Genomic DNA, 22,889 nt, shown 5'->3' with positions numbered 1-22,889 from the left:
CCAACAGGATAGTTCCATGGGCAACAAAATCGTTACCGAAGCCGACCGCAAAGCCACTCCCGCTCCCAAGCCCCTGCCTGGCTACACCCTGCCCACCGGCGGCCGCGGCCAACGCATCAGCCTGGAACGCGGTGTTGCAACCCGCAGCAAGAAGAACCCCGGCAAGCGTCACAGCTAAGCCCTGGCACCTCCACGGTGCCTCACTGCAAAAGGCCCTCCACCGAGGGCCTTTTGTTTTGTGGCATTTTTTGCCCGGCCTACGGCCTTCTCTGTGAACGGAGCCCCCGTGAAGTTGTTTGATAACCGCCGTACCGCCATCGGTGCGGCCAGCATGGCACTGGTTCACGCACTGGTGTGTGGACCCGCCTGGGCCCAAGAGGCCGCCTCCATCCGTCCCATTCAGGTCGAAATTTCGTCGGTGTACCCGGACGACAGCCGTTTGAAAGAGCGCCCCACCGAGGTCCGCATCGTCAAGGTGGAGCAGATGCAGAAAAACGTGGCCGGCCAGGTCGCATTGGGCGTGCTCATGTTTGCGTTGGGCGGAGGCACCGCCTTCGCCGGTAGCAGCAAGGACAACATGAAAGGCGCGACGATCGAGCCGCTGGAAGACCGCAGCAACCTGCAGATTGAGGATGCCAAGATTTTCGCGTCGCGCCTGCAAGCTCTGGTGGGTCAAGCCATCCTGGACAACGCGGAACTCTCTGGCAAGGTCTTCAAACGGCCATTGGTACTGGCCGGCGGCGTGAGCAACCTGGTCTATGAAGGACTGACGGGCGACGAGGCGGGTCTGTACCGGCTGAAGTCTGACTGGGTGGTGTACAAGCGCAAAGAGGGTTTCACGCTATTCGGTAACCCGAATGTCGTAGTGGACTGTGCGTACACCTCGCCCGCGGCGCAATCGCAAGCGGCATGGGCGGACAACAACTACGCCCAGGTGAAGGCCGAGATGGACGCCAACACCGCTGCATGCGAACGCAAGGTGCTGGCTGCGGTGCCCGAATTGCTCAAAGATTAGTAAACATTACACCAAAGCAACGGGGGCTAGAAGCTATATATGCTTCTAGCCCCCGTTCTTTATGGGTTGACAGCTATTAAATCAATAGCAAATCAATTGGCGCCCATGTAATCTTTCTTGCCCACTTCCACGCCGTTGTGGCGCAGCAATGCGTAGGCCGTGGTCACATGGAAGAAGAACTGGGGAATGGCGTAGTGCAGCAGGTAGGTGGCGGCGTCAAAGCGGCGCTCACGGGGCGTACCGGCCTGAATAACGATCTCGCGGCTGTGGGGCTGGTCAAACAGCTTGGCATCCAGGCTGCTGAGGAAGCTCACCACGGTGGCAATGCGGGTTTGCAGCTCGGCAAAGGTCAGCTCGGTGTCGGGCATCACGGGCACCTCCACACCGGCCAGGCGCGCACCTGCGCCCTTGGCGAAATCGCTGGCAATCATGACTTGGCGCAGCAGGGGAAACATGTCGGGGTACAGGCGCGCCTGCAGCAAGGCGTTGGGGTCGATCTTTTTGGCCGTGGCGTGGTCTTCGGCTTTGCGCAGCACGCCGCTGAGGGCTTGCAGCATCTGCTTAAAAACGGGGATGGAGGCGGTGTAGAGGGCGTCAGACATGGGGCAGGTTCCTTCAAAAGAGGCCGAAGCGTAACAGCTTGGGCGGCGCGTGCCGCCACAGGGGTATTTTGACGATCAATGCAGCGGGCCCAGGCGCCACAGCGAGGTAATTTCGGCGGCGCGCGCCGCATGCAGGGCGTCGGTACCGTCCGTTGCCTTGGGGTGCAGGGGCTTGGCATCGTGCCGACCCAGCACCTGCAGTCCCGCCGTGGCAAAGGCGGCCAGCAGTTCCTCGCGGCTGCGCAGGCCCAAGTGCTCGGCCAGGTCGGACAGGATGAGCCAGCCCTCGCCGCCAGGCGCCAGGTGGGCCACCAGGCCATTCAGAAAGCCCAGCAGCATCTGGCTGTTTTCGTCGTACACCGCGTATTCAATGGGCGAGCTGGGCCGCGCCGGCAGCCAGGGCGGGTTGCACACCACCAGCGAGGCTTGACCTTCGGGAAACAGGTTGGCCTTTAGCAGCGTGACCTGGGCGGTGACGCCTAACTGCTCCAGGTTGGCGGCAGCGCAGACCAGGGCACGCGGGTCCTGGTCGGTAGCGACGACGGTGGCCACATCGCGCCGCGCCAGCACCGCCGACAGCACGCCGGTGCCCGTGCCAATGTCAAACGCCACCAGGGTGTCGCCCAATGCCAACGCAGCGGGCAGCAGCACTGGCAGCGGGGTGGTGGCCACCAGGTCTACATACTCGCCACGCACCGGGGAAAACACACCGTAGTGGGGGTGGATGCGGTTGTTGGGTGCGGCGCCCAGCGCGGGAATCTCCACACCTTTTTTGCGCCACTCGTGCGCGCTGGTCATGCCCAACAGGTCGCGCAGCGTGGCCACGCTGGCACCGTCAGCCACCACCACCGGGCCCCAGGCCTCGGCGCAGGCCTGGCGGGCATCGGGCGCACGGCGCAGGGGGATGCTGTAGTCGGCATTGAAGGGCAGCAGCACCATGGCCAGCACGCGGGCGCGCTGCGACTGGGCCTGGCGGTGCAGGTTGAAGCCCTCAGCTGCCGACACGGGTGGCTTGTGGATAGCGGCGCCCTTGGCGGCGCGCTGCTTGCGCTGGGGCGTTTTGTCGATGCGCCGGGCCAGGGCCTGCAGCAGCTGGCGGGCGTTCTGAAAATCACCCCGCCACAGCAGGGCTGTGCCTTCGCAGGCCAGGTGGTAGGCGTCGTCTGCCGTTGTGGTGTCGTCGGCTAGCACCACACGTTTGGGGGGCGCGGCGCCGCGCTCGGAGCGCCACAGCGCAGAACAAGATTGGCCCGCTTCGGTCCAGTGGATGTGGGTGGGCTGCATGGGGGAGGGTAGGCCTTAGAGGTTGTGGCGCACGGCCGGCGTGCGCATGGTGACCAGCTCTTCAGCGGCCGTGGGGTGGACCGCGAGCGTAGCATCCAGCGCGGCCTTGGTGGCCTGCAACTGCAGGGCCACGCCCACCAGCTGCGCCATTTCTCCGGTATCGGGCCCCACGGCGTGGAAGCCGAGCACACGGTCGGTGTCGCGGTCTACCAGCAGTTTGAGCAGCATCTTGCCCGCATGGCCCGAGAGCGTGGCCTTCAGGGGGCGAAAGCTGGCGCGGTACACGTCTAGGTGCGGATGGCTCTTCAGCGCTTGTTCTTCTGTCAGCCCCACCACACCGGCCTCTGGCGTGGTGAACACGGCAGTCGGAATCAGCGCGTGGTCCACGCGGCGCGGCGTGCCACCAAACACGGTGTCAGCAAAGGCATGGCCCTCGCGGATCGCCATGGGCGTGAGGTTGACGCGGTTGGTCACGTCACCGACGGCGTAAATGCCGGGTACGCTGGTTTGGCTGAAATCGTCCACCGGAATGGCGCCGTGCGCGTCCAGTGCAATGCCCAGCGCCTCCAGACCCAGCCCCTGGGTGTTCGGTCCGCGGCCCAGGGCGCGCAGCACGCAGTCCGCGGTCAGGCTATCGCCGTTGTCCAGCCGCACCTGCAGCGCATCGGCGTCACGCGCAATCGCTTGCACCTCGCGGCCAAAACGGAACTGCAGGCCGCTGTGGACCATTTCCACGGCCAGGTGCTGGCGCAGCTCATTGTCAAAGCCGCGCAGGATCTGGTCGCCGCGCACCACCACGGTCACCTGCGCACCCAGCAGATGCAGCACACAGGCCAGCTCCAGCGCGATGTAGCCCGCACCTTGCACCACCACGCGCCGGGGCAGGGCGGGCAGGTCAAAGAAACCATTGGAATCGATCGCCAGTTCATGGCCCGGAATGTCTGGACCCCGCGCCGGCTGTGCACCGGTTGCTATCAAAATGTGTTTGGCCTGAAAGCGCTGGCCATTCGCCAGGGCGACCGTGTGGCGGTCCACCAGCGTGGCGCGGCCCTCCAGAATCTGCACCCCCGCTTTGTCCAGGTTGCTGCGATAGATGCCTTCCAGGCGCGCCACCTCGGCATCACGCCGGGTTTTGAGTGCAGCCCAATCAAAGCGCGGGGCGTCCAGCGTCCAGCCGAAGCCGGCGGCCTCTTCAAATTCCTGCGCAAAACGCGAGGCGTAGACCATGAGTTTCTTGGGCACGCAGCCGCGGATCACGCAGGTGCCGCCCATGCGGTATTCCTCGGCCAGCGCCACACGGGCACCGTGGTTGGCCGCAATGCGCGCGGCGCGCACGCCGCCCGAGCCGCCCCCGATGACGATCAAGTCAAACTGTTCCATAGGTCCTTTGGTGTGGTCTGCAGCGGCTGCGCCGGTCTACGGCGGGTCCGCATGCTTTTTCAAGATGGCATCGTAGACACCATTGTTCTGGATCATTTTTAACCCTGCATTGAAACGGTCACGCAGCTCCGGATCGCGAAACACGGCCTTGCGCGGGCTGGGCGGAAAAATGGGGTGGATGGTGATGGCCTGGCTGGCATCGACCTTGGGGTCCAGCCGGGTCATGAAGTAACGAAAGATGCGCCGATCACCCACCACGACATCCACATGGCCGCTGTAGAGCAGGTTGTTCTGGACGATTTGCTGCGGGTATTCCTTGTAGTTGGGATGACGCTCGACCACCGCCCTGAAACGCTCCCCCAGAACGACGGCGGCGTTCTGAAATCCCGCGACCGAATACTCTTCCAGGTCTTCGATGCGCCACAGCGGGATTTTTCGTGCGGCCAGGGTAATGGCCACGTTCTGGTAGACGACATAGGGTTCCGAGAAGTAGTCCTTGCCACCGATGCCCTCGTCCACGCCAAGCAGCGCATCGAGCTGTCCGGCCCGCTGCATGGCAAGGCCACGCGCCGGGGGAAACTGCAGCCCCACCATCTTGTAGCCCACCGCGGCCAAGGCTTGTTCGGCAATTTCGACCTCAATGCCTTCCTTGCCCGACTCCATGATGTAGGGCGGTTTGGTCAGGCCCATGCCTACCCGAACGTCTACCGCCCATGCCTTACCACCAGCGGCCAACACTGCCAGGTAACAGGCGCTTACCAACAGGGGGAGAAGCCGGGGCATGGGCGCAGTTTACGCCCGCAGGCTGTGGCACACTCGCGCCCTTGATTGTTTCCCTGCTGGCCGTACCGGCCAGCTCATTTTTCGCAATGCAGAAAATCATCGCGCAAATCGCGCAAGAAATTCAGGTCCGCCCGCAACAGGTCGAAGCCGCCGTGGCGCTGCTGGACGAAGGCGCCACCGTGCCATTTATTGCCCGCTACCGCAAGGAAGTGACCGGCGGACTGGATGACATCCAGCTACGCGAGCTGGAAACCCGCCTGTCCTACCTGCGCGAGCTGGCCGACCGCAAGGAAGCCGTGTGCAAAGCCATTGACGAGCAGGGCAAGCTGACACCGCTGCTGCTGGCAGCCATCCACAACGCGGCCACCAAACAGGAAGTCGAAGACATTTACCTGCCCTTCAAGCTCAAACGCCGTACCAAGGGCCAGTTGGCCAAGGAAGCCGGGCTGGAGCCATTGGCCGACGCGCTGTTTGCCGACCCCACGCTGGTGCCTGCCGAGGCGGCCCAAGCCTACGTCAAGCCCCCCCTGACGGCGGAGCAGATCGCCGACAAACAGCCGGATTTCTCCACCGTGTTCGCCGTGCTGGACGGGGTGCGTGACCTGCTCTCCGAGCGATGGGCCGAGGACCCCGCATTGGTGCAGGAGCTGCGTGCCTGGGCCTGGAACGAAGGCCTGCTGCAAAGCAAACTCGCCGAGGGCAAGGACGAAAACAACCCTGACGTCGCCAAGTTCCGGGACTACTTTGACTACGACGAGCCCATCAGCCGTGTGCCCAGCCACCGCGCGCTGGCCGTGTTCCGCGGGCGGGCGTTGGACATTCTGGACGCGAAACTTGTGTTTCCGGAACCAGATGTGGCTGCAGCCCCCGCCAACACTACGCAAGCAGCTCCCAAGAAGATAGCAACGCCCGTGGTCAGCCTGGCCGAAGGACGCATCGCCCTCAAACTGGGCTGGAGCCACAGGGGCCGCCCCGCAGACGATTTGCTGCGCAAGTGCGTGGCCTGGACTTGGAAGGTCAAACTCAGCCTGTCCACCGAACGCGACCTGTTTGCCCGCCTGCGCGAAGACGCCGAGAAGGTCGCCATCAAGGTGTTTGCCGACAACCTGCGTGACCTGCTGCTCGCCGCCCCGGCCGGACCGCGCGTGGTGCTGGGCCTGGACCCCGGCATCCGCACCGGCGTGAAGGTGGCCGTGGTCGATGCGACCGGCAAGCTGGTGGACACCGCCACCGTGTTCCCGCACGAGCCCCGCAAGGACTGGGAAGGCTCGCTACACACCTTGGGCAAGCTCTGCGCCAAGCACAGCGTGAACCTGATTGCGATTGGCAACGGTACCGCCAGCCGTGAGACCGACAAGCTGGCCGGCGACCTGATCAAGCTGCTGGCCAAGATGGCTGCGCAAGCGGGTGCGCCAGAACTCAAGGTGGAGAAGGTCGTCGTGTCGGAAGCCGGCGCTTCGGTCTACTCCGCCAGCGAATTTGCGTCGCAGGAAATGCCCGATGTGGACGTGAGCCTGCGCGGCGCGGCGTCGATTGCGCGTCGCCTGCAGGATCCGCTGGCTGAGCTGGTCAAGATCGACCCCAAGAGCATCGGCGTAGGCCAGTACCAGCACGATGTGAACCAGAGCGAGCTGGCCAAGACGCTGGACGCCGTGGTCGAAGACTGCGTGAACTCGGTGGGTGTGGATTTGAATACCGCCTCGGTGCCGTTGCTATCCCGCGTGTCTGGCTTGTCGGGCACCGTGGCCAAGGCGGTGGTGCGCTGGCGGGAGGCCAACGGCGCCTTCAGCAGCCGCCAGGACCTGATGAAGGTCACCGGCCTGGGCGCCAAGACCTTTGAACAAAGCGCGGGCTTCCTGCGCATCCGCGGCGGCAGCAACCCGCTGGACATGACGGGCGTGCACCCTGAAACCTACCCGGTGGTGGAGCAGATCATCGCCAAAACCGGCAAGCCGGTGGCCGAGATCATGGGTCGCGCCGACATGCTCAAGACTTTGCGTCCCGAGTTGTTTGCCAACGAACAATTCGGTGTGATCACCGTCAAGGACATCTTCACCGAGCTCGAAAAGCCCGGCCGCGACCCGCGTCCGGACTTCAAGGTGGCGCGCTTCAACGACGGCGTGGAAGACATTGCCGACCTGAAAGAGGGAATGATCCTCGAAGGCACCGTCAGCAACGTGGCCCAGTTCGGCGCGTTTGTGGACCTGGGTGTGCACCAGGATGGTCTGGTCCACGTGAGCCAGCTGGCGCACAAGTTCGTCAACGATGCGCGCGAGGTCGTCAAGACCGGCGACATCGTCAAGGTGCAGGTGCAAGAGGTAGACGTGGCACGCAAGCGCATCAGCCTGACCATGAAGATTGGTGCAGCGCCTGCCGGCAGCCGTGGGGGCGACAGGGCAGGGGACAACCGCTACCAAGGCCCGGCCCGTGGTGAACGCCAGCAGGGCAGCTACCGGGACAATGCCCCGGCCGGTAACTCGGCCATGGCCAGCGCCTTTGCCAAGCTGAAGCGCTAATACCTGGTGGGTAGTGGAGGGCCCTGTCCCCCAGCTTTTTCGGGATAGCGGAGGACCGCAAAGCGTGAATTAATGCCGGTTTTGCCGGGTGGGATACCGCATTTAGTCCTTTTGGACTATGGAAACAAGGACGGATGGCAGGACAATCGCACCTGTAACAACAAGTAACCGCCAAGGGACTTTTATGCCACTGCGCTTATCCGCCTCCGCCATCCTGGCCGCCACCCTCCTGATGCCCGCCTTGTCGGCCCATGCGCTCACGTCGTCAGTGACCAACGCCGCTTACAGCACCCAGGCCGGCGCCAACACCATCACGTTTGGCACCAGCGCCACCAACAACAGTGGCGCAGTGGCCGGCAGTGCCGTTGCCAACGATGTGGTGTACAGCGGTTCGGCAGGTGGCGTGGGCTACACCTACACCGATGGCGCACTGTTCAACAACAGTACGCTGATCTCCGGAGTGGCTGCCCGCCCCGAGAACACGGCCAGCCACTACGCTGCCGTGGACAACTACTACTCTGTCGGTAACACCGGCGTGCAAGCTGGCACCGGTTCTGTGACCTTCACCTCAGGCCTGCGTTACTTTGGCTTTCTGTGGGGATCGCCCGATACCTACAACACGGTCACGTTCTGGAACGGCAACACCCAACTGGCGTCCTTTGATGGCAGCGTCGTCAAGCAGCCTGCCGATGGCAACCAGAGCTATGCGCGCTACTTCAACGTGTTCACCCAAGGCGCAGAAAAGATCACCCGTGTGACCTTCGCCTCCAACGGTAATGCGTTCGAAACCGACAACCACGCCTTCATCACCGCCGTGCCGGAACCCGAAACCTACGCCCTGATGCTGGCAGGATTGGGCCTCATGGGGGTAGTGACTCGCCGCAAGACCCAGACCCGCGCCTGAGGCGGCGGGACTGTGCGCGAACCCCGCTCCGGCGGGGTTTTTTGCTTCTGCGGGCTGCGGCGCGGAGGGATAATCCCTGCATCCCCAAAAGTTGGTTGAGGAGACCGTGGCCATGAAACTCAGTGCGTTGCTGGAGCAGCAGTTCAATCTGCCCAGCATTCCCAAAGTGGTAGCACTGCTGCTCAATGAGCTGGACCGTCCGGAAATTGACCTCAAGAAGGTCACCCAACTCATCAGCACCGACCCGGCGCTGACCACCCGGCTCTTGCAGCTCGCCAACTCCAGTTTTTTCCAACTCTCGGGCAAGATCAGCAGCGTCTCCGAAGCGCTGGCCTTGCTGGACTTGAACCATGTGCGCACCATGGCCCAGGCAGCGGCCACCGGGGCCTCGCTCAAAGCCGTGCCGGGCATCCAGCTGCAGCAGTTTTGGGACTACAGCCTCAACGTGGCGCGTGTGTCTCGTTCGCTGGCCGGGCTGGTACGGTTAAACCAGCAGGCGGCGTTTACCTGTGGCCTGATCCACGCGGTGGGCGAGCTGGCCATGCACCTGGCCATGTCCGACATTACCGCGGTACTGGACGAAGACGTGCATCCACTGGGCTTGAACCGGGCATCACTGGAGCGCAAGGTGCTGGGCTATTGCTATGCCAGCGTGGGTGCAGGCTACGCACGCATGTGGCACTTTCCCGAATTCATGGTGGACGCGCTGGAGCACCAGTACGCCCCGTTTGACAACCATGTGTACGAGCCGCTGGCCGGTGTGATTCACCTGGCAGCCTGGCGCGCCCGCGGCAAAGAGGCCAAGCTGACACAGCGCGGTCTGGCCGTGACCTTCCCCGGCACGGTGGGCGTGGCGCTGGGGCTGGACATTGACATGGTGCTGCAGCAAGACCCGTTTGACTGGGCCGCGTATACATGACCCCCACGCTCCGCCGCTGCGCGGGTATTTGATTTTTTAGAATGCAAGCACTTCAGATTTATGCGGGCCCCAAGGCCCGGGCGGCGTTGTCCGCCCACGGGCTGCAACCCCAGCACATCGCCACCATCCCCGGCGCCGCCGGCGGGCCCAAGGGCCTGATCCTCGGTGCGCTGGACCGCTTTATTTTTGGCGACTGGCTGCGGCGCTCGCAGCAGCCGGTGCATCTGGTGGGCGCCTCCATCGGCGCCTGGCGCATGGCCACGGCCTGTCTGAACGACCCGGTGGCGGCGTTTGAGCGGCTGGAGCACGACTACATCCACCAGCACTACGAGCTGGCGCCGGGGCAAAAACGCATCAGCGCCCAGCAGGTGAGCGAAACCTTTGGACGGAACCTGCAGTCGTTTTACGGGGGCCGGGTGCCGGAGGTGCTGCAGCACCCGCGCTTTCGGCTGCACATCGTCACCTCCCGCGGGCGGCACCTGCTGCGCACCGAGCACGGTCTGCGCACGCCGCTGGGTTACTTCGGCGCTTTCCTCACCAACACCGTGCACCGCAAGGCCATGGGTGCCTGGTTGGAGCGGGTGGTTTTTTCCAGCCCGCTGGCGGACGGAGGTGCGGCGGCGCTGCCGTTTGCTACCGGCGACTACCGCACGCGCCATGTGCCACTGAGCGAGGCCAACTTCAACCCGGCCCTGCAGGCCAGCTGCTCGATTCCGTTTGTGCTGCAAGCCATTCACAACATTCCCGGGGCACCTGCCGGGGCCTATTGGGATGGCGGCATCACCGACTACCACCTGCACCTGAACTACCCGGCCGCAGGGCAACTTCAAATCGCTATTGATTCAGGAGCAGACAGCGCATATTCCACGGGGGCTAGCGGTCTATTTGAGCACCAAGGTCTGGTGCTGTATCCGCATTTCCAAAAAAGCGTGGTGCCAGGCTGGCTGGACAAGGGGCTGAAGTGGCGGCACCGCTCCACGGCGTTTCTGGACACCATGGTGCTGCTGGCGCCCAACCCCGAGTGGGTGAAAACTTTACCAAACAGCAAACTTCCAGACCGCAAAGACTTTACGCATTTTGGCAATGATCTGGCTGGACGGGTGAAGGCGTGGACCACCGCCACCCGTGCCAGCCAGCAGTTGGTGGACGAGTTCATCGCCTGGCTGGACAAGCCCGACATGAACTTGGTACGCCCACTATGACCTTGCCACGATTACTGCCTACACACACTCCCTTGCGCACTTGGACCTTGTGCATGGCCCTGGCCTTCACCGCCGGTGCGGTGTCGGCCGGCCCATTGCTCGACCGCATCAAGGAGCGCCGCGCGGCCCGCGCCGAGAGCCGGTCGGAAGAAAAAGCGCCCGTGACAGAACCCAGCGCTGAGCAGACCCTGGAGAACCCGGACGGCGGCGACAACGCACCCTCCGCGGTGGCCCGCAATGTGGTGCGCGACGTGGCCTATGGCAGTGACCCCAAGCAGCGCATGGACGTCTACCTGCCTGGCAAGGGCCCTGCGCTGGCCCCGGTGATCTTCATGGTCCACGGTGGCGCCTGGCGCACCGGGGACAAACGCATGGGCAACGTGGTGGACAACAAGGTAGCCCGTTGGGTGCCCAAGGGTTTTGTCTTTATCTCGGTGAACAACCGCCTCTTGCCCGAGGCAGATCCGCTGGACCAGGTGCGTGATGTGGCCCAGGCGTTGGCCAGCGCCCAGTCCAAGGCCACCGGCTGGGGTGCCGACCCCCGGCAATTCATCCTCATGGGCCATTCGGCCGGCGCGCACCTGGTGGCACTGCTCGCATCGTCCGGCTCATTGGCCAGCCAAGCGGGTGCTCAGCCCTGGCTGGGCACGGTGGCACTGGACAGTGCAGCGCTGGATGTAGCCCCCATCATGCAGACCAAGCACTACAAGCTGTACGACCCGGCTTTCGGCACCGACCCTACGTTCTGGAAAGCGGTGTCGCCGCTGCAACAGTTGCAGGCGGGTGCCAAGCCACTGCTGGCGGTGTGCTCCATCCGACGTGACGAGTCCTGTGGTCAGGCCCGCGCCTTTGCGGCCCGTGCTACCCCCATGGGCGTGCGCGTGCAGGTCTTGCCCGAGGACTTGACCCACAGTGAGATCAACAAGGAGTTGGGCCTGGCAACCGCCTACACCCAGGCGGTGGAAAGCTTCATGGCCAGTCTCTCGGCCCCGGTAGCGGCCACGCTTCAGCGTGGTTTGTAGGCCGGCGTATCGCGCAAGGCCCCAATCGCCGCCCACCACGCTTCCAGCTTCGCCTGCTCCTCGGCACTCAATGTGGGTTTGGCCACCAGGAAATAGTCGGCCGCCGGAGAGGCGAGCGACAGTACGCGTTTCTCGACATCAGGCTTGCCGTCATGCAGCGGAAACCGCAAGGGCTGCGGATGTTCTTCCGCCGAACTGACCAAGCCAGCGTCCGCCATCCCCATACGCAACATAGCCAGACAGCGCGCGCTGGGCATGCGAACAAACACCACCGATACCCGCGCCCGGGCTGCGGCATCGGTCATCAAGCGCTCGGAGACGCCAGGTGCTTTGCCTGGGGCGCTCACGTAGGGTGCCATGGCGTGGTCGGGCAGGCATACCTCCCAAGGCTTGGGCATGTCCTCTGCCCACACGGCGCCCTGCAGCACCACCCCTGCAGCCAAAGACAGCGCGGCAACCCGTTTCATGGTGCGACAAACACCTGATGGGCAGCGCTGTAGGCCAGTGCCCAGGGAAGCATATTGGGCGCCGGCATGGGGCGTGCAATGCCGTAGCCCTGGCCGAGCTCGCAACCGAGCTCCAGCAGCTTGGCGGCCTGGGCCGGCGTTTCCACACCCTCGGCGATCACTGCACGGTCAAAGGCTTTGGCCAGCGCCACGATGGCACCCACCAGCGTGCGGTCCTCGGAGTCGTGCAGCAGGCCCTCTACAAACAGGCGGTCGATCTTGATGGTCTCGGCCGGCAAGCGCTTGAGGTAAGACAGCGAGGAAAACCCGGTACCGAAGTCGTCCAGCGCAAAGCACACCCCGAGCGCCTGACAGCCTTGCATGACCTGGCGCATGTGCTGGATGTCCTGCAGCACGGCGGATTCCAGGATTTCCAGCTCCAGCAACTGGGCCGGGGCCTGCGGGTAGCAGGCCAGCAAGCCACGCAGCCGGTCCACAAAGTCGGCGCGGTGGAAATGCCGCGCCGCAATATTCACGCTAACAACCCAGCGCTGCCCCTGCAGCACCCAGGCTTGCAGTTGCGTCAGCGCCTGGTGCAACACCCATTCGCCGGTCTCCACAATCAGGTCGGTGTGCTCCATCAGGGGCAAAAACTGCCCCGGTGCCAGCAGTCCCTCGTCGGGGTGCTGCCAACGCAGCAGGGCCTCCACGCCGACAATTTGGCCGGTACGCAGATGCACCTTGGGCTGGTAGTGCAGGCGGAACTCCCCCTGGTGTACGGCAATGGCCAGACGGGCCAGCTGGGTGTAGTGGGTTTGCACCTCCTGGTCTTGCTGGGCATCAAAAATATGGAAGCCACGGCCGGCCTGCTTGGCTTGGTACATGGCCTGGTCCGCGTGGCGCAGCAGGGTATCGGGGCTGGCGTCGTCCTGCGGAAACACCACGACACCAGCACTGGCACAGGAGTGAATCAGCAGGTCGTCAATGGCATACGGCTGGGCCAGGCACTCCAGCAGCGCCAGGGTTTGGGTCTGTACCTCGGCGTCGTCACGGGGACCGCGCAGCAACACCACGAACTCGTCACCCCCCAGCCGGGCCACATCAGCCGGATCTTGCACGAATCCTTGCAAGCGCAGCGCCACTTCCTTGAGCAAACGGTCGCCAGCCCAGTTGCCATGGCGCTCGTTGATGTTCTGGAAATGGTCCAGGTCCAACAGGCACACGCCCAATTGGCTACCGTCCTGGCGCGCTTGGTACAAAGCATGGGTCAGGCGCTCGGCCAGCGCGTCGCGGTTGTTCAATCCAGTGAGCGCGTCGTGGCGCGCTTGCCACGAGATTTTTTGCTGTAAGTCGCGGGTTTCGGTCACATCGCGGAAGACCAGCACACAGCCGACGGTGGCACCCTGGCTATGGCGAATGGGGGCAGCGGTGAACTCAATGGCGTAGCGCTCGCCAGAGTGGTGCAGCAACAGCTGGTTGATGGCATGCACTGCGGTCTGGGTCTGGTGCAACTGATCCACGCACACACCCTTTGGCAGGGCCTGGGATGTGGCATCCAACTGAAACACTTCTGCCAAGGGGCGTCCCAGCGCTTGTCGCTCGGTGTAGCCGGTTAGAAACTGGGCTGCCTCATTGAGGCTGTCAATGTGGCCATGCAGGTTGGTGGTGATGACGCCATCGGCAATCGACGACAGTGTGACCACCGCACGTTCTTTCTCTTCCTGCAGGGCTTCCTGCGCCAGCTTGCGCTCGGTAATGTCTACCAACGCGCCAATGCTGCCACCCACGCTGCCATCCATCAGGGTGAAGGGGGCCTTGAAATACACCATTTCGCGCAGGTCGTAGGCCCCCGCTTTGACCAGCACCTCGTTGTCCTTGCGGCTCAGGACACGACGTTCCCGACCTTGCCGTTCATCGGGCAAGGCCACGAAGTCGCTGGACATCGGGGCACCGACCACGGTTTGGGCCGGGGTGCTGAAAAATGCTTCCCAGGATTGGTTGACGCCCAGGCAGGTGCCATCACTCGCGCGCACAAACACCGGCAAGGGCAGGGCGTTGATCAGCTGGCGGGTGAAATGCAATTGTTCTTGCAACTCTGCTTGCGTGGTTTGCAATGATTGGACCAGGCCCTGGATCTGGCCCGCCATGCTGTTGAAGGCCTGCGCCACAGCACGCATCTCCAACGTGCCTTTTTCCACCATCCGGGCCCCGAGCTCGCCCGCACGAAATTCTTCGGTGGCTGTGTTCAGACGTTTCAGCATGCGGGCATTGGCCCGCAACAACAAAGTCAATAAAAACAGGATGGTGAAGATGTTCAGCGCAGTGATATGCATCTGCGCGCCAATCGTGCGCCAGACCTGCTCCAGCACCTGGATGTTGCCCACTACCACCGAAACTTGCACGTCGCTGCCATCGGGCAGTCGCTGTGCGAAATCACCCCCAAGAGGCTTGAGTGCGGCAAGTCGCTCAAACCACACCGGCACCTGCGGGCGCTCAAAGCCCGCAGTCTCGGCTTGTAGTAACTGCCCCCGCTGGCGCCATTGCAGGCTTTGGATCTCGGGGTTGAAGCGCAGTTCGGCCTCCAGCATCGCCTGCAACTCTGCCTGCGTTCCATTGGCACTGGCACGCACCAGCAGGGGTAGCAGGTAGTGCCCGGTGACCTGCACCTGCGCCTGCTGGTGCTCCACCGCCTCCTGCACTTCGGCACTGAACAACAGGTGATACCGCACCAGCGTCACCGCAACGATGATGCCCAGAATGGGCAAGAACAGACGCGGGTACGTTCCCCGCGTCAACCAGGTGGTGATGGAATAGTGGCGCATTGTTGTCGTGGTCCCTGGGGCGCTTTGGCGCGCCCTTGCTATCGTTTTCTAAATTCCGATGGCAGTTTAGCCGCGACTGGAACGCGGCCCCACGACATGCGGGCTGGCGCGCTACAAAGACGCTTCCAGCATCTGGCGGTACTCGTCTGCCGTCGCGATGCGGGGATTGGTCTTGTGGCAATGGTCGGCCAGTGCGCCAGTGATGATCTGGTCAAACTGGGCGGCGGATACGCCCATGGCTGCCAGCCCCGTGGGCAGACCCAGACGGGCATTCATATCCTTGATGGCCTCGCCAATGTCACTCGCCGAGCCCAGGCCCATGGCATGGGCCATGCGTTGCAGGCGCTTGTCCTTTTGCACCGATTCGGCTTGCGCGTTGAAGGCCACCACGGCTGGCAAAAACATGGCGTTGAGCGTGCCGTGGTGCAGGCGCGGGTCCACCCCGCCCAGACTGTGGCTCAGGCTGTGCACACAACCCAGCCCTTTCTGGAACGCCATGGCGCCCTGCATGCTGGCGCTCATCAAATTGGTACGAGCCTCCACGTCGCTGCCGTTCAGGGTAGCCCGGGCGATGTGGCCCCAGGCACGCTCCAGCCCGTCCAGCGCAATGCCATCGGCCGGAGGGTTGAAGGCGGGCGCCATGAAGGTTTCCATACAGTGCGCAATCGCATCCATGCCGGTGGCGGCGGTCAGCTTGGGGGGCAGACCCAGCGTCAGTTCGGGGTCGCAAATGGCGGTTTTGGGCACCAGGTGCCAGCTGTGGAAGCCCAGCTTGCGGTGGTCGTCCACGATGAGGATGGCGCCGCGCGCGACCTCGCTGCCGGTGCCGCTGGTGGTGGGCACGGCGATGATGGGGGCCACGCGGTCGGTGATGCGCACCGAGCCGCCTTCGATGGTGGCGTAGTGGGTGAGGGGGCCTTCATGCGTGGCGGCAATCGCCACGCCCTTGGCGCAGTCAATCGCGGAGCCACCACCCACGGCGATCAGCCCATCGCAACCCTGGGCTTGGTACATGGCGGCGGCAGCGCGCACCGCGGCTTCGGTGGGGTTGGAAGGCGTCTGGTCAAACACCGCCACGGTCAGGCCGGGCAGGGCATCCAGCGCCTTTTGCAGAATACCTGCGGCCTTCACGCCCGGGTCGGTCACGACCAGCGGGCGGGTAATACCCACACGTTCGCACTCTTGTTGGAGCAAGCGCACCGCGCCGCTTTCAAACTGGATCTGGGTCACGTAGTAGATGAAGGCCATGGTGCTGGACGTGTAGGATTGAAAAAAGCCAATGTACCAAGAAGCCATCCAACCATGAGTCACCACCATGACCGCCGCGGCAACCCGCGCAGCCTGCTCACCCCCACCATGCGCGGGGTGCTGGACCGCATTGCCCGGGCCGGCCACGCGCCCATGCACATGCTGAGCGCCCAGCAGGCCCGCGCGGCCTATGCAGCAGGTGCTGATGTATTGGAGCTGCCCACCCAGAAACTGCACCGTGTGGAGGACTTCACGGTGACTGCGCGCGATGGCTACTCCATTCCCGTGCGCCATTACGCGCCCAGCGGTACCGGACAGCCTGTGTTGATCTACTTCCACGGTGGCGGGTTTACCGTGGGCAGCGTGGCCACACACGACGGCCTGTGCCGCCGTCTGGCGCACTTGACAGGTTGTGCTGTGCTGTCGGTGGACTACCGGCTGGCACCCGAGCACAAATTCCCCACCGCGCATAACGACGCGTGGGACGTGGTGCAGTGGGTGGCCCAAAAGGGCCGAGACCGGGGTCTGGATACGACCCGTATCGCCTTGGGCGGTGACAGTGCCGGCGGCACCCTGACTGCGGCCTGTGCCATCGAGGCGCGCAACATCGGCCTGCCGCTGGCCTTGCAACTCCTGTTTTACCCGGGCTGCGCGGGCCATCAAAACACCGTGTCCCACCGCACGTTTGCCAGCGGCTTTTTGCTTGAGGAGCCTCAGATCACCTTCTTTTTCGAGCACTACATCCGTAGCGCGGCCGACCGGGACGACTGGCGCTTTGCACCGCTGGACGGCAAGGGCCCCGATGGGCAGGAGGTGGATCTGGGCGGCGTGGCACCCGCCTGGGTGGGCCTGGCCGAGTGCGATCCATTGGTCGACGAAGGTATTGCCTATGCCGACCGGTTACGCCTGGCCGGTGTGCCGGTAGATCTGGAGATTTACCGCGGCGTAGTCCACGAGTTCATCAAAATGGGCCGTGCCATTCCCGAGGCAGCCACGGCCCATGCCGACGCTGCGCGTGCACTGCGCCAAGCTTTCAGCCTTTGAAACCCTTGCGGACCAACCCACCATGACCTTGCAACGTTCTGAATTCCGTTTTTTCCACCGGCTGCGCGTGCGCTGGGCCGAGGTGGACATGCAGCACATCGTGTTCAATGCCCACTACCTGATGTACTTGGATACCGCCATGGGCGACTACTGGCGGGCGTTGGCGTTGCCCTACCAGGAGAGCATGGTCCTGCTGGGTGGTGATATGTACGTCAAGAAATCCACACTGGATTACCACACATCAGCCCGCTACGACGACACGCTGCACATTGGCCTGCGCTGCGCCCGGGTGGGTAATTCCTCCATGGTGTTTGAAGGCGGCATTTTCCGCGGCGACATGCTCTTGGTATCTGGTGAGCTGGTGTATGTATTTGCCGACCCAGCCAGCCAGACCTCTCGCCCGGTGCCCGAAGTGCTGCGGCAGACGTTTGGCCAATTTGAGGCCGGCCAGCCGGTGACCCGTACAGCAACAGGTAACTGGGCGGATTGGGGAATGCAGGTCACGCCCTTGCGCCGCGCCGTGTTTGTGGATGAACAAGCGATTTCAGAGGTGCTGGTCTGGGATGAGGCCGATGCCAGCGCCGTCCACGCCGTCGTGCAGAACACCTTGGGGCAGGTAGTGGCCAGTGGCCGCATGGTCGTCCAGGCGCCCGGTGTCGCACGCATAGGCCGCATGGCCACGCACCAGATGTTGCGCAGTGGGGGCTTGGGCTTGCAGGTGCTGCGTGCTCTGGTGCAGGTTGCCCGCCAGCGCGGAGATACCGAGGTAATGCTGCATGCCCAATGCAGCGCTGAAGGCTTTTACACCCGCGAGGGCTTCGCCATGCGGGGGGATCGGTTCACCGAGGCAGGTATTGCGCACCAGGAAATGGTGCTTGCACTGAGCGCCTAGAAACCCAGAGAGGCCAGCAAATCGTCCACGTCATCCTGCTTGAGGGCGCTCTCCGCGGTTTGCGGGCCTTCCAGCACGTGGTTGTCCACGGTCACGGGTTCCGTGCTGTCGGACTTTGTCGATGAAACCGTTGAGGGAGAGCTGTCAATCAGCAACTGGACAAGTTGCATCTCGGTACGGGTGATGATGTCGATGACCTTCTTGATCACCTGGCCAGACAGATCCTGAAAATCCTGCGCCATCATGATGTCACTGAGGACGGCCCCTTGCCCCTCGGCAAATTTGGCGGTGCTTTGCGCAAATTTGCCACACACAACCATCAGACCACGGGCCTTGTCCACACTCAGGTCGGGAGATGCTGCCAGACGCGCCAGCGATTCGCCGAGCTCCAAACCGCGGGCGGAGAGATCGTCACACTCCGGCTTTGCGAGGTCCACCAGATTCAGCACCTTGTTGGCCGCGTCTTCGGTCATCTTGCCGACATAGGCCAATCGGTCACGGGCGTTGGGAATCTCCTGCACCACGTCATGAAGCTGGCTGCCGCCAATCACGGCCAGGGCTTCGTGCATCTCGCGCGTGATAGCGCCCAAACGGGCAAAAGCTTCTTCTTTTGATAGCGGCGTTGACATAGGCTGATCCAATCCCTTCCCGGCTCGTTTTGTGCGTGTTTATTATGAATGCAGCTGGCACATGCGAGGCTGCAAAAGCACAAATATCCTGGGCCAGATCTGCTTTAAATATCTTCCAGCAAGGGGTAGGGCAGCGGCAGCACCTGCAAATCGGCCTGTCCCACATGCAGCCCCCCCACATCCAGGGCTGGCAGTTGCAGCGACACAATCGCTTGGGCGTTCCCCTGCGGAGAAAGTGCAGCCTGCACCACCATGCCAACGGGCTGCTCGTCGTCTCCGCTGGCAAAGATCTCCTGCCCCGCCACCAAGGGGGCACTGGACTGCACCACAAATGCGCGGCGCTTGAGTGTGCCGCGGAACTGGCTGCGCGCCACCACCTCCTGCCCGGGGTAGCAGCCCTTCTTGAAACTCACCCCGCCGACCGACTCGTAGTTGAGCATCTGCGGCACAAAAGCTTCAAATACGGGCTGGCTCAGCGTGGCCACACCGCTGCGCACCTCACTCCAGAGCCAGGTATCCATTGCCAAGGCTTCGCCCACAGGCGCCGCGGCCTCCACGGGCGCAACCCACAGCTGACGGGGCACACCGTCGGCGGGGTAGAGTTTGACCACGGTTGCATTGCCAAAATCGGCTTTGGCCCACGTCGATCCTACGCCAGCAGCTATTTCTTTGATAGCACCTCCAGCAAGTCCGTACATGGCAAAGCGTTCGCTCGCATCGCTCAAACGGGCCTTGGCGCGCATCACAAACATGGAGAGACGCTTGAGCGTGGATGCCAGCAAGTCCTTGCTGCAGACCAGCAGAATATCGCCCTCCGGGCGCTTGAAACCAATGAAACTAGCCTGCATCCGCCCCTTGGCGGAACAAAACGCCGCCAGACGTGCGCTGTTCAAGTCGAGCAGCGCAAAGTCGTGCGTCAACTGGCCATGGATGAATTTGGCAGCGTCTTCGCCCTCGATCTGGATCACGCCCAGGTGGTCCAGGCGGGCCACGCCGTGCAGGTTGGACGAAGCAACTGCGGGAAGAGTCTCGGTGTTCATGGGCTGAATTATCATTCCCTCTCTTATGACTGACTGGAAGTAGGGCTGTGCGCTTTTTCATTGTTGTGGTGTGCATGGCCGTGTTGGGGCTGTTGGGAGCGGGATACGCGTGGGTCCAGTCGCCACTGGATATCCCCGGCGCCTCGGTGGACCTGTCGATCGAGCCTGGCTCCAGCGCCCGTGAGGTGGCAGCCGATGTGGCTCAGGCAGGCGTGCGGGTTCAGCCGGCCCTGCTGTACTGGTGGTTTCGCCTGTCCGGCAAAGCCCGCAACATCAAGGCCGGTAGTTACGAACTGCCCGCCGGCACCACGCCAGGCAGCCTGTTGCAAAAGCTGGTGCAGGGCGACGAAGCCCTGCGCAGCGTGACCCTGGTGGAAGGCTGGACTTTCAAGCAGGTGCGTGAGGCACTGCGCAAGGCCGACCAGCTCAAACCCGTAAGCCAGGCCCTGAGTCCTGAGCAGGTCATGGAGCAGCTGGGTCGCCCCGGCGTGCATCCCGAGGGCCGGTTCTTCCCCGATACCTACACCTATTCCAAAGGCTCCAGCGACATGGCGGTGCTGCTGCGTGCCCTGCATGCCATGGACAAAAAGCTGGACGCCGCTTGGTCCCAGCGCAACCCCAAATCGCCGCTGCAGACGCCTGACCAAGCGCTCGTCTTGGCCAGCATTGTTGAAAAAGAAACCGGCAAGGCCAGCGACCAAGCATTGATTTCGGCGGTGTTCAACAACCGACTGGTCATTGGCATGCGCCTGCAAACCGACCCCACGGTCATTTACGGCCTGGGCGATGCCTTTGACGGCAACTTGCGCCGCAACGACCTGCAGACCGACACGCCCTACAACACCTACACCCGCAACGGACTGCCGCCGACGCCTATCGCGATGCCGGGCAAAGCAGCCTTGCTGGCCGCCGTACAGCCGGCGCAGAGCAAGGCCCTGTACTTTGTGGCGCGGGGTGACGGCACCAGCCAGTTCAGCACCACGCTGGACGAGCACAATAGGGCGGTCGACAAATACCAGCGCGGCCAATGAACGCACCACCAGGGACGGCATGAGCGGACTTTTCATCAGTTTTGAAGGCATAGACGGGGCGGGCAAGTCCACCCACATCGACGCCACGGCCAAGGCTTTTCAAGCACAGGGCAGGGTGGTTACGCTGACGCGCGAGCCCGGCGGAACGCCCCTGGCTGAGCGCCTGCGCCAGATGGTGCTCAACGACAGCATGGACGCGATGACCGAAGCCCTGCTGGTGTTTGCAGCCCGACGTGACCATGTGCAGCAAGTGATTGTTCCGGCATTGGCTCGCGGTGACGTGGTCCTGTGCGACCGTTTTTCCGATGCCACCTTTGCCTACCAGGGCGGCGGGCGCGGCTTTGACTGGCAGGTGCTGCAAGTGCTGGAGCAATGGGTCCAGGGATCAGGCCTGGGTTCAGACCAGACTTTGGTGAAACCGGATGTGACTGTATGGTTTGACTTGCCGCCGTCGGTGGCAGCCAGTCGTTTGGCTGGCGCGCGCATTCCCGACAAGTTTGAGTCCCAACCAGTCGCGTTCTTTGAAAATGTGGCGGCTGGCTATGCCCGTCGCCGGACGGAAGATCCGAAGCGCTTTGCCCGCATCAACGCCCACCAGACACCAGAGGCCGTGTGGCGCGATGTACAAACGGCTTTGCGCCAGTCAGGGTATTTGCACGCATGACTGACGCAGCCGCCAGCGTGGCCGCCCCCTGGATTCAAGCCCAAACCACGCAATTGCTGGCCCAGCGCGGTCACGCCTGGTTGCTGCAGGGGCCATCGGGACTGGGTCAATACAGCCTCGCATTGGCTCTGGCGCGCGCTTGGTTGTGTGAGCATGCAACGCCCGAAGGCGCCTGCGGGCATTGCGGCAGTTGCCATGCCATCGACGTGCGTACCCATGCGGACCTGTGCATGCTGATGCCAGAGACCACCATGCTCGAGCTGGGCTGGCCGCTGAGCGAGAAGGCGCAGGGCGAGATAGATGACAAAAAACGCAAGGCCAGCAAGGAAATCCGCGTGGATGCCATGCGCGACGCCGTGGAGTTTGCTCAGCGCACCAGCGCACGTGGCCGCGGCAAGGTGGTCGTGGTATTCCCCGCAGAGAACATGAATACCATCACCGCGAATGCGTTGCTCAAGACACTGGAAGAACCGGCTGGCGATGTGAAATTTGTGCTGGCCAGCGAATCGGCCCATCAGTTGCTCCCCACCATACGCAGTCGTTGCATCGGCCACACCATGGTGTGGCCTGATGCTGATCAGGCCAAGAATTGGCTGCGCAGCCTTGGCGTACCAACCCAAGACGTGGACGGTTTGTTGCAAGCCACGGGCGGGCGGCCAGAGGACGCGCTGCTGTTTGCCCAATCGGGCCGGGACCCTGGCAGTTGGGCGGCTTTTCCCAAAGCCATGGTGCGCGGCGATGTCCTTGCGGTCAAAGACTGGACGGCCCCCCAAATCATCGACGCCCAGCACAAGCTGTGCCACGACCTGATGGCCGTACAGGCCGGGGCTGCGCCGCGCTTTTTCCCCTCCAAAGAAATTTCCGGTTTGAACGCCTCCGCAGCGGCTTTGAGGTCCTGGAGCAAGGCCTTGTCGCACGCCATGCGCTCCATGGACCATCCCTTCAATGCCGGCCTTATGCTCGAAGCGCTTGTCGGACAAGCCCAAACCACTCTAAACTCGGGCCACCAGACAACACCATGAGCGCCACTCCTTCCGCCACCGCCCGCCCCAGCGTGATCCAGCTCTCAATCAAGGAGAAGGCCGCGCTGTACGCGGCATACATCCCCATGTTCACCGAGGGCGGCGTATTTATCCCCACCACACGGGAATACGCCTTGGGCGACGATGTGTATGTCCTGTTGTCCTTGCCAGACGATGTACAGCGCTACCCGGTAGCCGGTAAAGTGGCTTGGGTCACGCCTGCCAAGGCCTCTGGTGGTCGTACGCAGGGCGTGGGCATTCTGTTTCCAAAAGACGAAAAGTCACACGCACTCAAGCTCAAGATCGAAGAGATTTTGGGTGCGCACATGGCATCGGACCGCCCTACCCAGACGGTCTGAGACCACTGAGCCCACGCGCTTTCTTACCAGTGTCGCGGCGGCTGCGACATGAGCCCTCCTGATTT

The 22,889-nt window shown here is 63.2% G+C and carries 22 protein-coding genes; 13 read left to right on the top strand and 9 right to left on the bottom strand.

The features are described from left to right. The first annotated feature begins 16 nt into the window (after positions 1-16). Both AC07OE_RS03495 and AC07OE_RS03490 read left to right on the top strand, forming a co-directional pair. A complete protein-coding gene (locus tag AC07OE_RS03495) occupies positions 17-178 on the top strand; it encodes a hypothetical protein (RefSeq protein ID WP_296466206.1) in 162 nt (53 codons plus the stop codon). Between the two features lie 108 nt (positions 179-286). Then, the gene (locus tag AC07OE_RS03490) at positions 287-1,015 is read left to right on the top strand and encodes a hypothetical protein (RefSeq protein ID WP_495069184.1); all 729 of its coding nucleotides are present in this window, start codon (positions 287-289) and stop codon (positions 1,013-1,015) included. A gap of 92 nt (positions 1,016-1,107) precedes the next feature. On the opposite strand, the gene AC07OE_RS03485 is transcribed toward AC07OE_RS03490, so the two are convergent. From AC07OE_RS03485 to AC07OE_RS03470, 4 genes are all read right to left on the bottom strand, one after another. Then, positions 1,108-1,617: a DUF1993 domain-containing protein gene (locus tag AC07OE_RS03485; protein WP_495069183.1), complete on the bottom strand. Its 510-nt coding sequence runs from the start codon at positions 1,615-1,617 to the stop codon at positions 1,108-1,110. A 75-nt stretch (positions 1,618-1,692) separates the two neighbouring features. Next, positions 1,693-2,901, bottom strand: coding sequence for a methyltransferase (locus AC07OE_RS03480; RefSeq protein WP_495069182.1), 1,209 nt, complete (start codon positions 2,899-2,901; stop codon positions 1,693-1,695). A gap of 15 nt (positions 2,902-2,916) precedes the next feature. Next, positions 2,917-4,281 (bottom strand): glutathione-disulfide reductase, encoded by a 1,365-nt coding sequence (gorA, locus tag AC07OE_RS03475; RefSeq protein WP_495069181.1) that lies wholly within the window; start codon positions 4,279-4,281, stop codon positions 2,917-2,919. Positions 4,282-4,317: 36 nt separating this feature from the next. Next, positions 4,318-5,064 carry a substrate-binding periplasmic protein gene (locus tag AC07OE_RS03470; RefSeq protein ID WP_495069180.1) on the bottom strand — a complete coding sequence of 249 codons (747 nt, stop codon included), beginning with the start codon at positions 5,062-5,064 and terminating at the stop codon, positions 4,318-4,320. An 86-nt stretch (positions 5,065-5,150) separates the two neighbouring features. Here AC07OE_RS03470 and AC07OE_RS03465 point away from each other — a divergent pair, with 86 nt between their 5' ends. The 5 genes from AC07OE_RS03465 to AC07OE_RS03445 all read left to right on the top strand — a co-directional run bounded on the left by AC07OE_RS03465 (position 5,151) and on the right by AC07OE_RS03445 (position 11,627). Continuing rightward, positions 5,151-7,580 carry a Tex family protein gene (locus AC07OE_RS03465; protein WP_495069179.1) on the top strand — a complete coding sequence of 810 codons (2,430 nt, stop codon included), beginning with the start codon at positions 5,151-5,153 and terminating at the stop codon, positions 7,578-7,580. Between the two features lie 184 nt (positions 7,581-7,764). After that, positions 7,765-8,484, top strand: a complete 720-nt coding sequence (locus AC07OE_RS03460; protein WP_495069178.1) for an Npun_F0296 family exosortase-dependent surface protein — start codon at positions 7,765-7,767, stop codon at positions 8,482-8,484. 112 nt (positions 8,485-8,596) lie between these two features. Continuing rightward, complete coding sequence (locus tag AC07OE_RS03455) at positions 8,597-9,403, top strand: HDOD domain-containing protein (protein WP_495069177.1); 807 nt, start codon at positions 8,597-8,599, stop codon at positions 9,401-9,403. 41 nt (positions 9,404-9,444) lie between these two features. Continuing rightward, complete coding sequence (locus AC07OE_RS03450; RefSeq protein WP_495069176.1) at positions 9,445-10,605, top strand: patatin-like phospholipase family protein; 1,161 nt, start codon at positions 9,445-9,447, stop codon at positions 10,603-10,605. A gap of 32 nt (positions 10,606-10,637) precedes the next feature. Beyond that, on the top strand, positions 10,638-11,627 hold the full coding sequence (locus AC07OE_RS03445; RefSeq protein ID WP_495069175.1) for an alpha/beta hydrolase: 990 nt from the start codon (positions 10,638-10,640) through the stop codon (positions 11,625-11,627). Here the strand turns inward: AC07OE_RS03445 and AC07OE_RS03440 are convergent. From AC07OE_RS03440 to gbd, 3 genes are all read right to left on the bottom strand, one after another. Then, positions 11,612-12,094, bottom strand: coding sequence for a hypothetical protein (locus AC07OE_RS03440; RefSeq protein ID WP_495069174.1), 483 nt, complete (start codon positions 12,092-12,094; stop codon positions 11,612-11,614). The genes AC07OE_RS03445 and AC07OE_RS03440 overlap by 16 nt on opposite strands. Then, entirely contained in the window at positions 12,091-14,895 is a 2,805-nt protein-coding gene (locus tag AC07OE_RS03435) for an EAL domain-containing protein (protein WP_495069173.1), read from the bottom strand. The genes AC07OE_RS03440 and AC07OE_RS03435 overlap by 4 nt, the downstream gene beginning before the upstream one ends. Before the next feature lie 111 nt (positions 14,896-15,006). Beyond that, positions 15,007-16,143: a 4-hydroxybutyrate dehydrogenase gene (gbd, locus tag AC07OE_RS03430; protein WP_495069172.1), complete on the bottom strand. Its 1,137-nt coding sequence runs from the start codon at positions 16,141-16,143 to the stop codon at positions 15,007-15,009. Between the two features lie 54 nt (positions 16,144-16,197). On the opposite strand from gbd, the gene AC07OE_RS03425 reads away from it, so the two are divergent. Together AC07OE_RS03425 and AC07OE_RS03420 are read left to right on the top strand one after the other, a co-directional pair. Beyond that, positions 16,198-17,187 (top strand): alpha/beta hydrolase, encoded by a 990-nt coding sequence (locus tag AC07OE_RS03425; RefSeq protein WP_495069171.1) that lies wholly within the window; start codon positions 16,198-16,200, stop codon positions 17,185-17,187. A gap of 22 nt (positions 17,188-17,209) precedes the next feature. Continuing rightward, on the top strand, positions 17,210-18,079 hold the full coding sequence (locus tag AC07OE_RS03420; protein WP_495069598.1) for a YbgC/FadM family acyl-CoA thioesterase: 870 nt from the start codon (positions 17,210-17,212) through the stop codon (positions 18,077-18,079). On the opposite strand, the gene AC07OE_RS03415 is transcribed toward AC07OE_RS03420, so the two are convergent. Then, positions 18,076-18,708 (bottom strand): protein phosphatase CheZ, encoded by a 633-nt coding sequence (locus AC07OE_RS03415; RefSeq protein ID WP_495069170.1) that lies wholly within the window; start codon positions 18,706-18,708, stop codon positions 18,076-18,078. The genes AC07OE_RS03420 and AC07OE_RS03415 overlap by 4 nt on opposite strands. 104 nt (positions 18,709-18,812) lie before the next feature. Continuing rightward, on the bottom strand, positions 18,813-19,748 hold the full coding sequence (gene ygfZ, locus AC07OE_RS03410; RefSeq protein WP_495069169.1) for a CAF17-like 4Fe-4S cluster assembly/insertion protein YgfZ: 936 nt from the start codon (positions 19,746-19,748) through the stop codon (positions 18,813-18,815). 47 nt (positions 19,749-19,795) lie between these two features. On the opposite strand from ygfZ, the gene mltG reads away from it, so the two are divergent. The 4 genes from mltG to AC07OE_RS03390 are packed head-to-tail and all read left to right on the top strand — an operon-like array spanning position 19,796 to position 22,824. Continuing rightward, positions 19,796-20,779, top strand: coding sequence for an endolytic transglycosylase MltG (gene mltG / locus AC07OE_RS03405; protein ID WP_495069168.1), 984 nt, complete (start codon positions 19,796-19,798; stop codon positions 20,777-20,779). A 19-nt stretch (positions 20,780-20,798) separates the two neighbouring features. After that, complete coding sequence (tmk, locus tag AC07OE_RS03400; protein WP_495069167.1) at positions 20,799-21,443, top strand: dTMP kinase; 645 nt, start codon at positions 20,799-20,801, stop codon at positions 21,441-21,443. Continuing rightward, the gene (locus AC07OE_RS03395; protein WP_495069166.1) at positions 21,440-22,465 is read left to right on the top strand and encodes a DNA polymerase III delta subunit-related protein; all 1,026 of its coding nucleotides are present in this window, start codon (positions 21,440-21,442) and stop codon (positions 22,463-22,465) included. The genes tmk and AC07OE_RS03395 overlap by 4 nt, the downstream gene beginning before the upstream one ends. Then, entirely contained in the window at positions 22,462-22,824 is a 363-nt protein-coding gene (locus AC07OE_RS03390) for a PilZ domain-containing protein (RefSeq protein WP_495069165.1), read from the top strand. The genes AC07OE_RS03395 and AC07OE_RS03390 overlap by 4 nt, the downstream gene beginning before the upstream one ends. The last annotated feature ends 65 nt before the right edge of the window (positions 22,825-22,889 follow it).

It is taken from the genome of Rhodoferax sp. GW821-FHT09E07 (assembly GCF_059416145.1).
The sequence above is the reverse complement of the archived record's forward strand: the minus strand, read 5'-3'. Positions and strand labels throughout refer to the sequence as shown.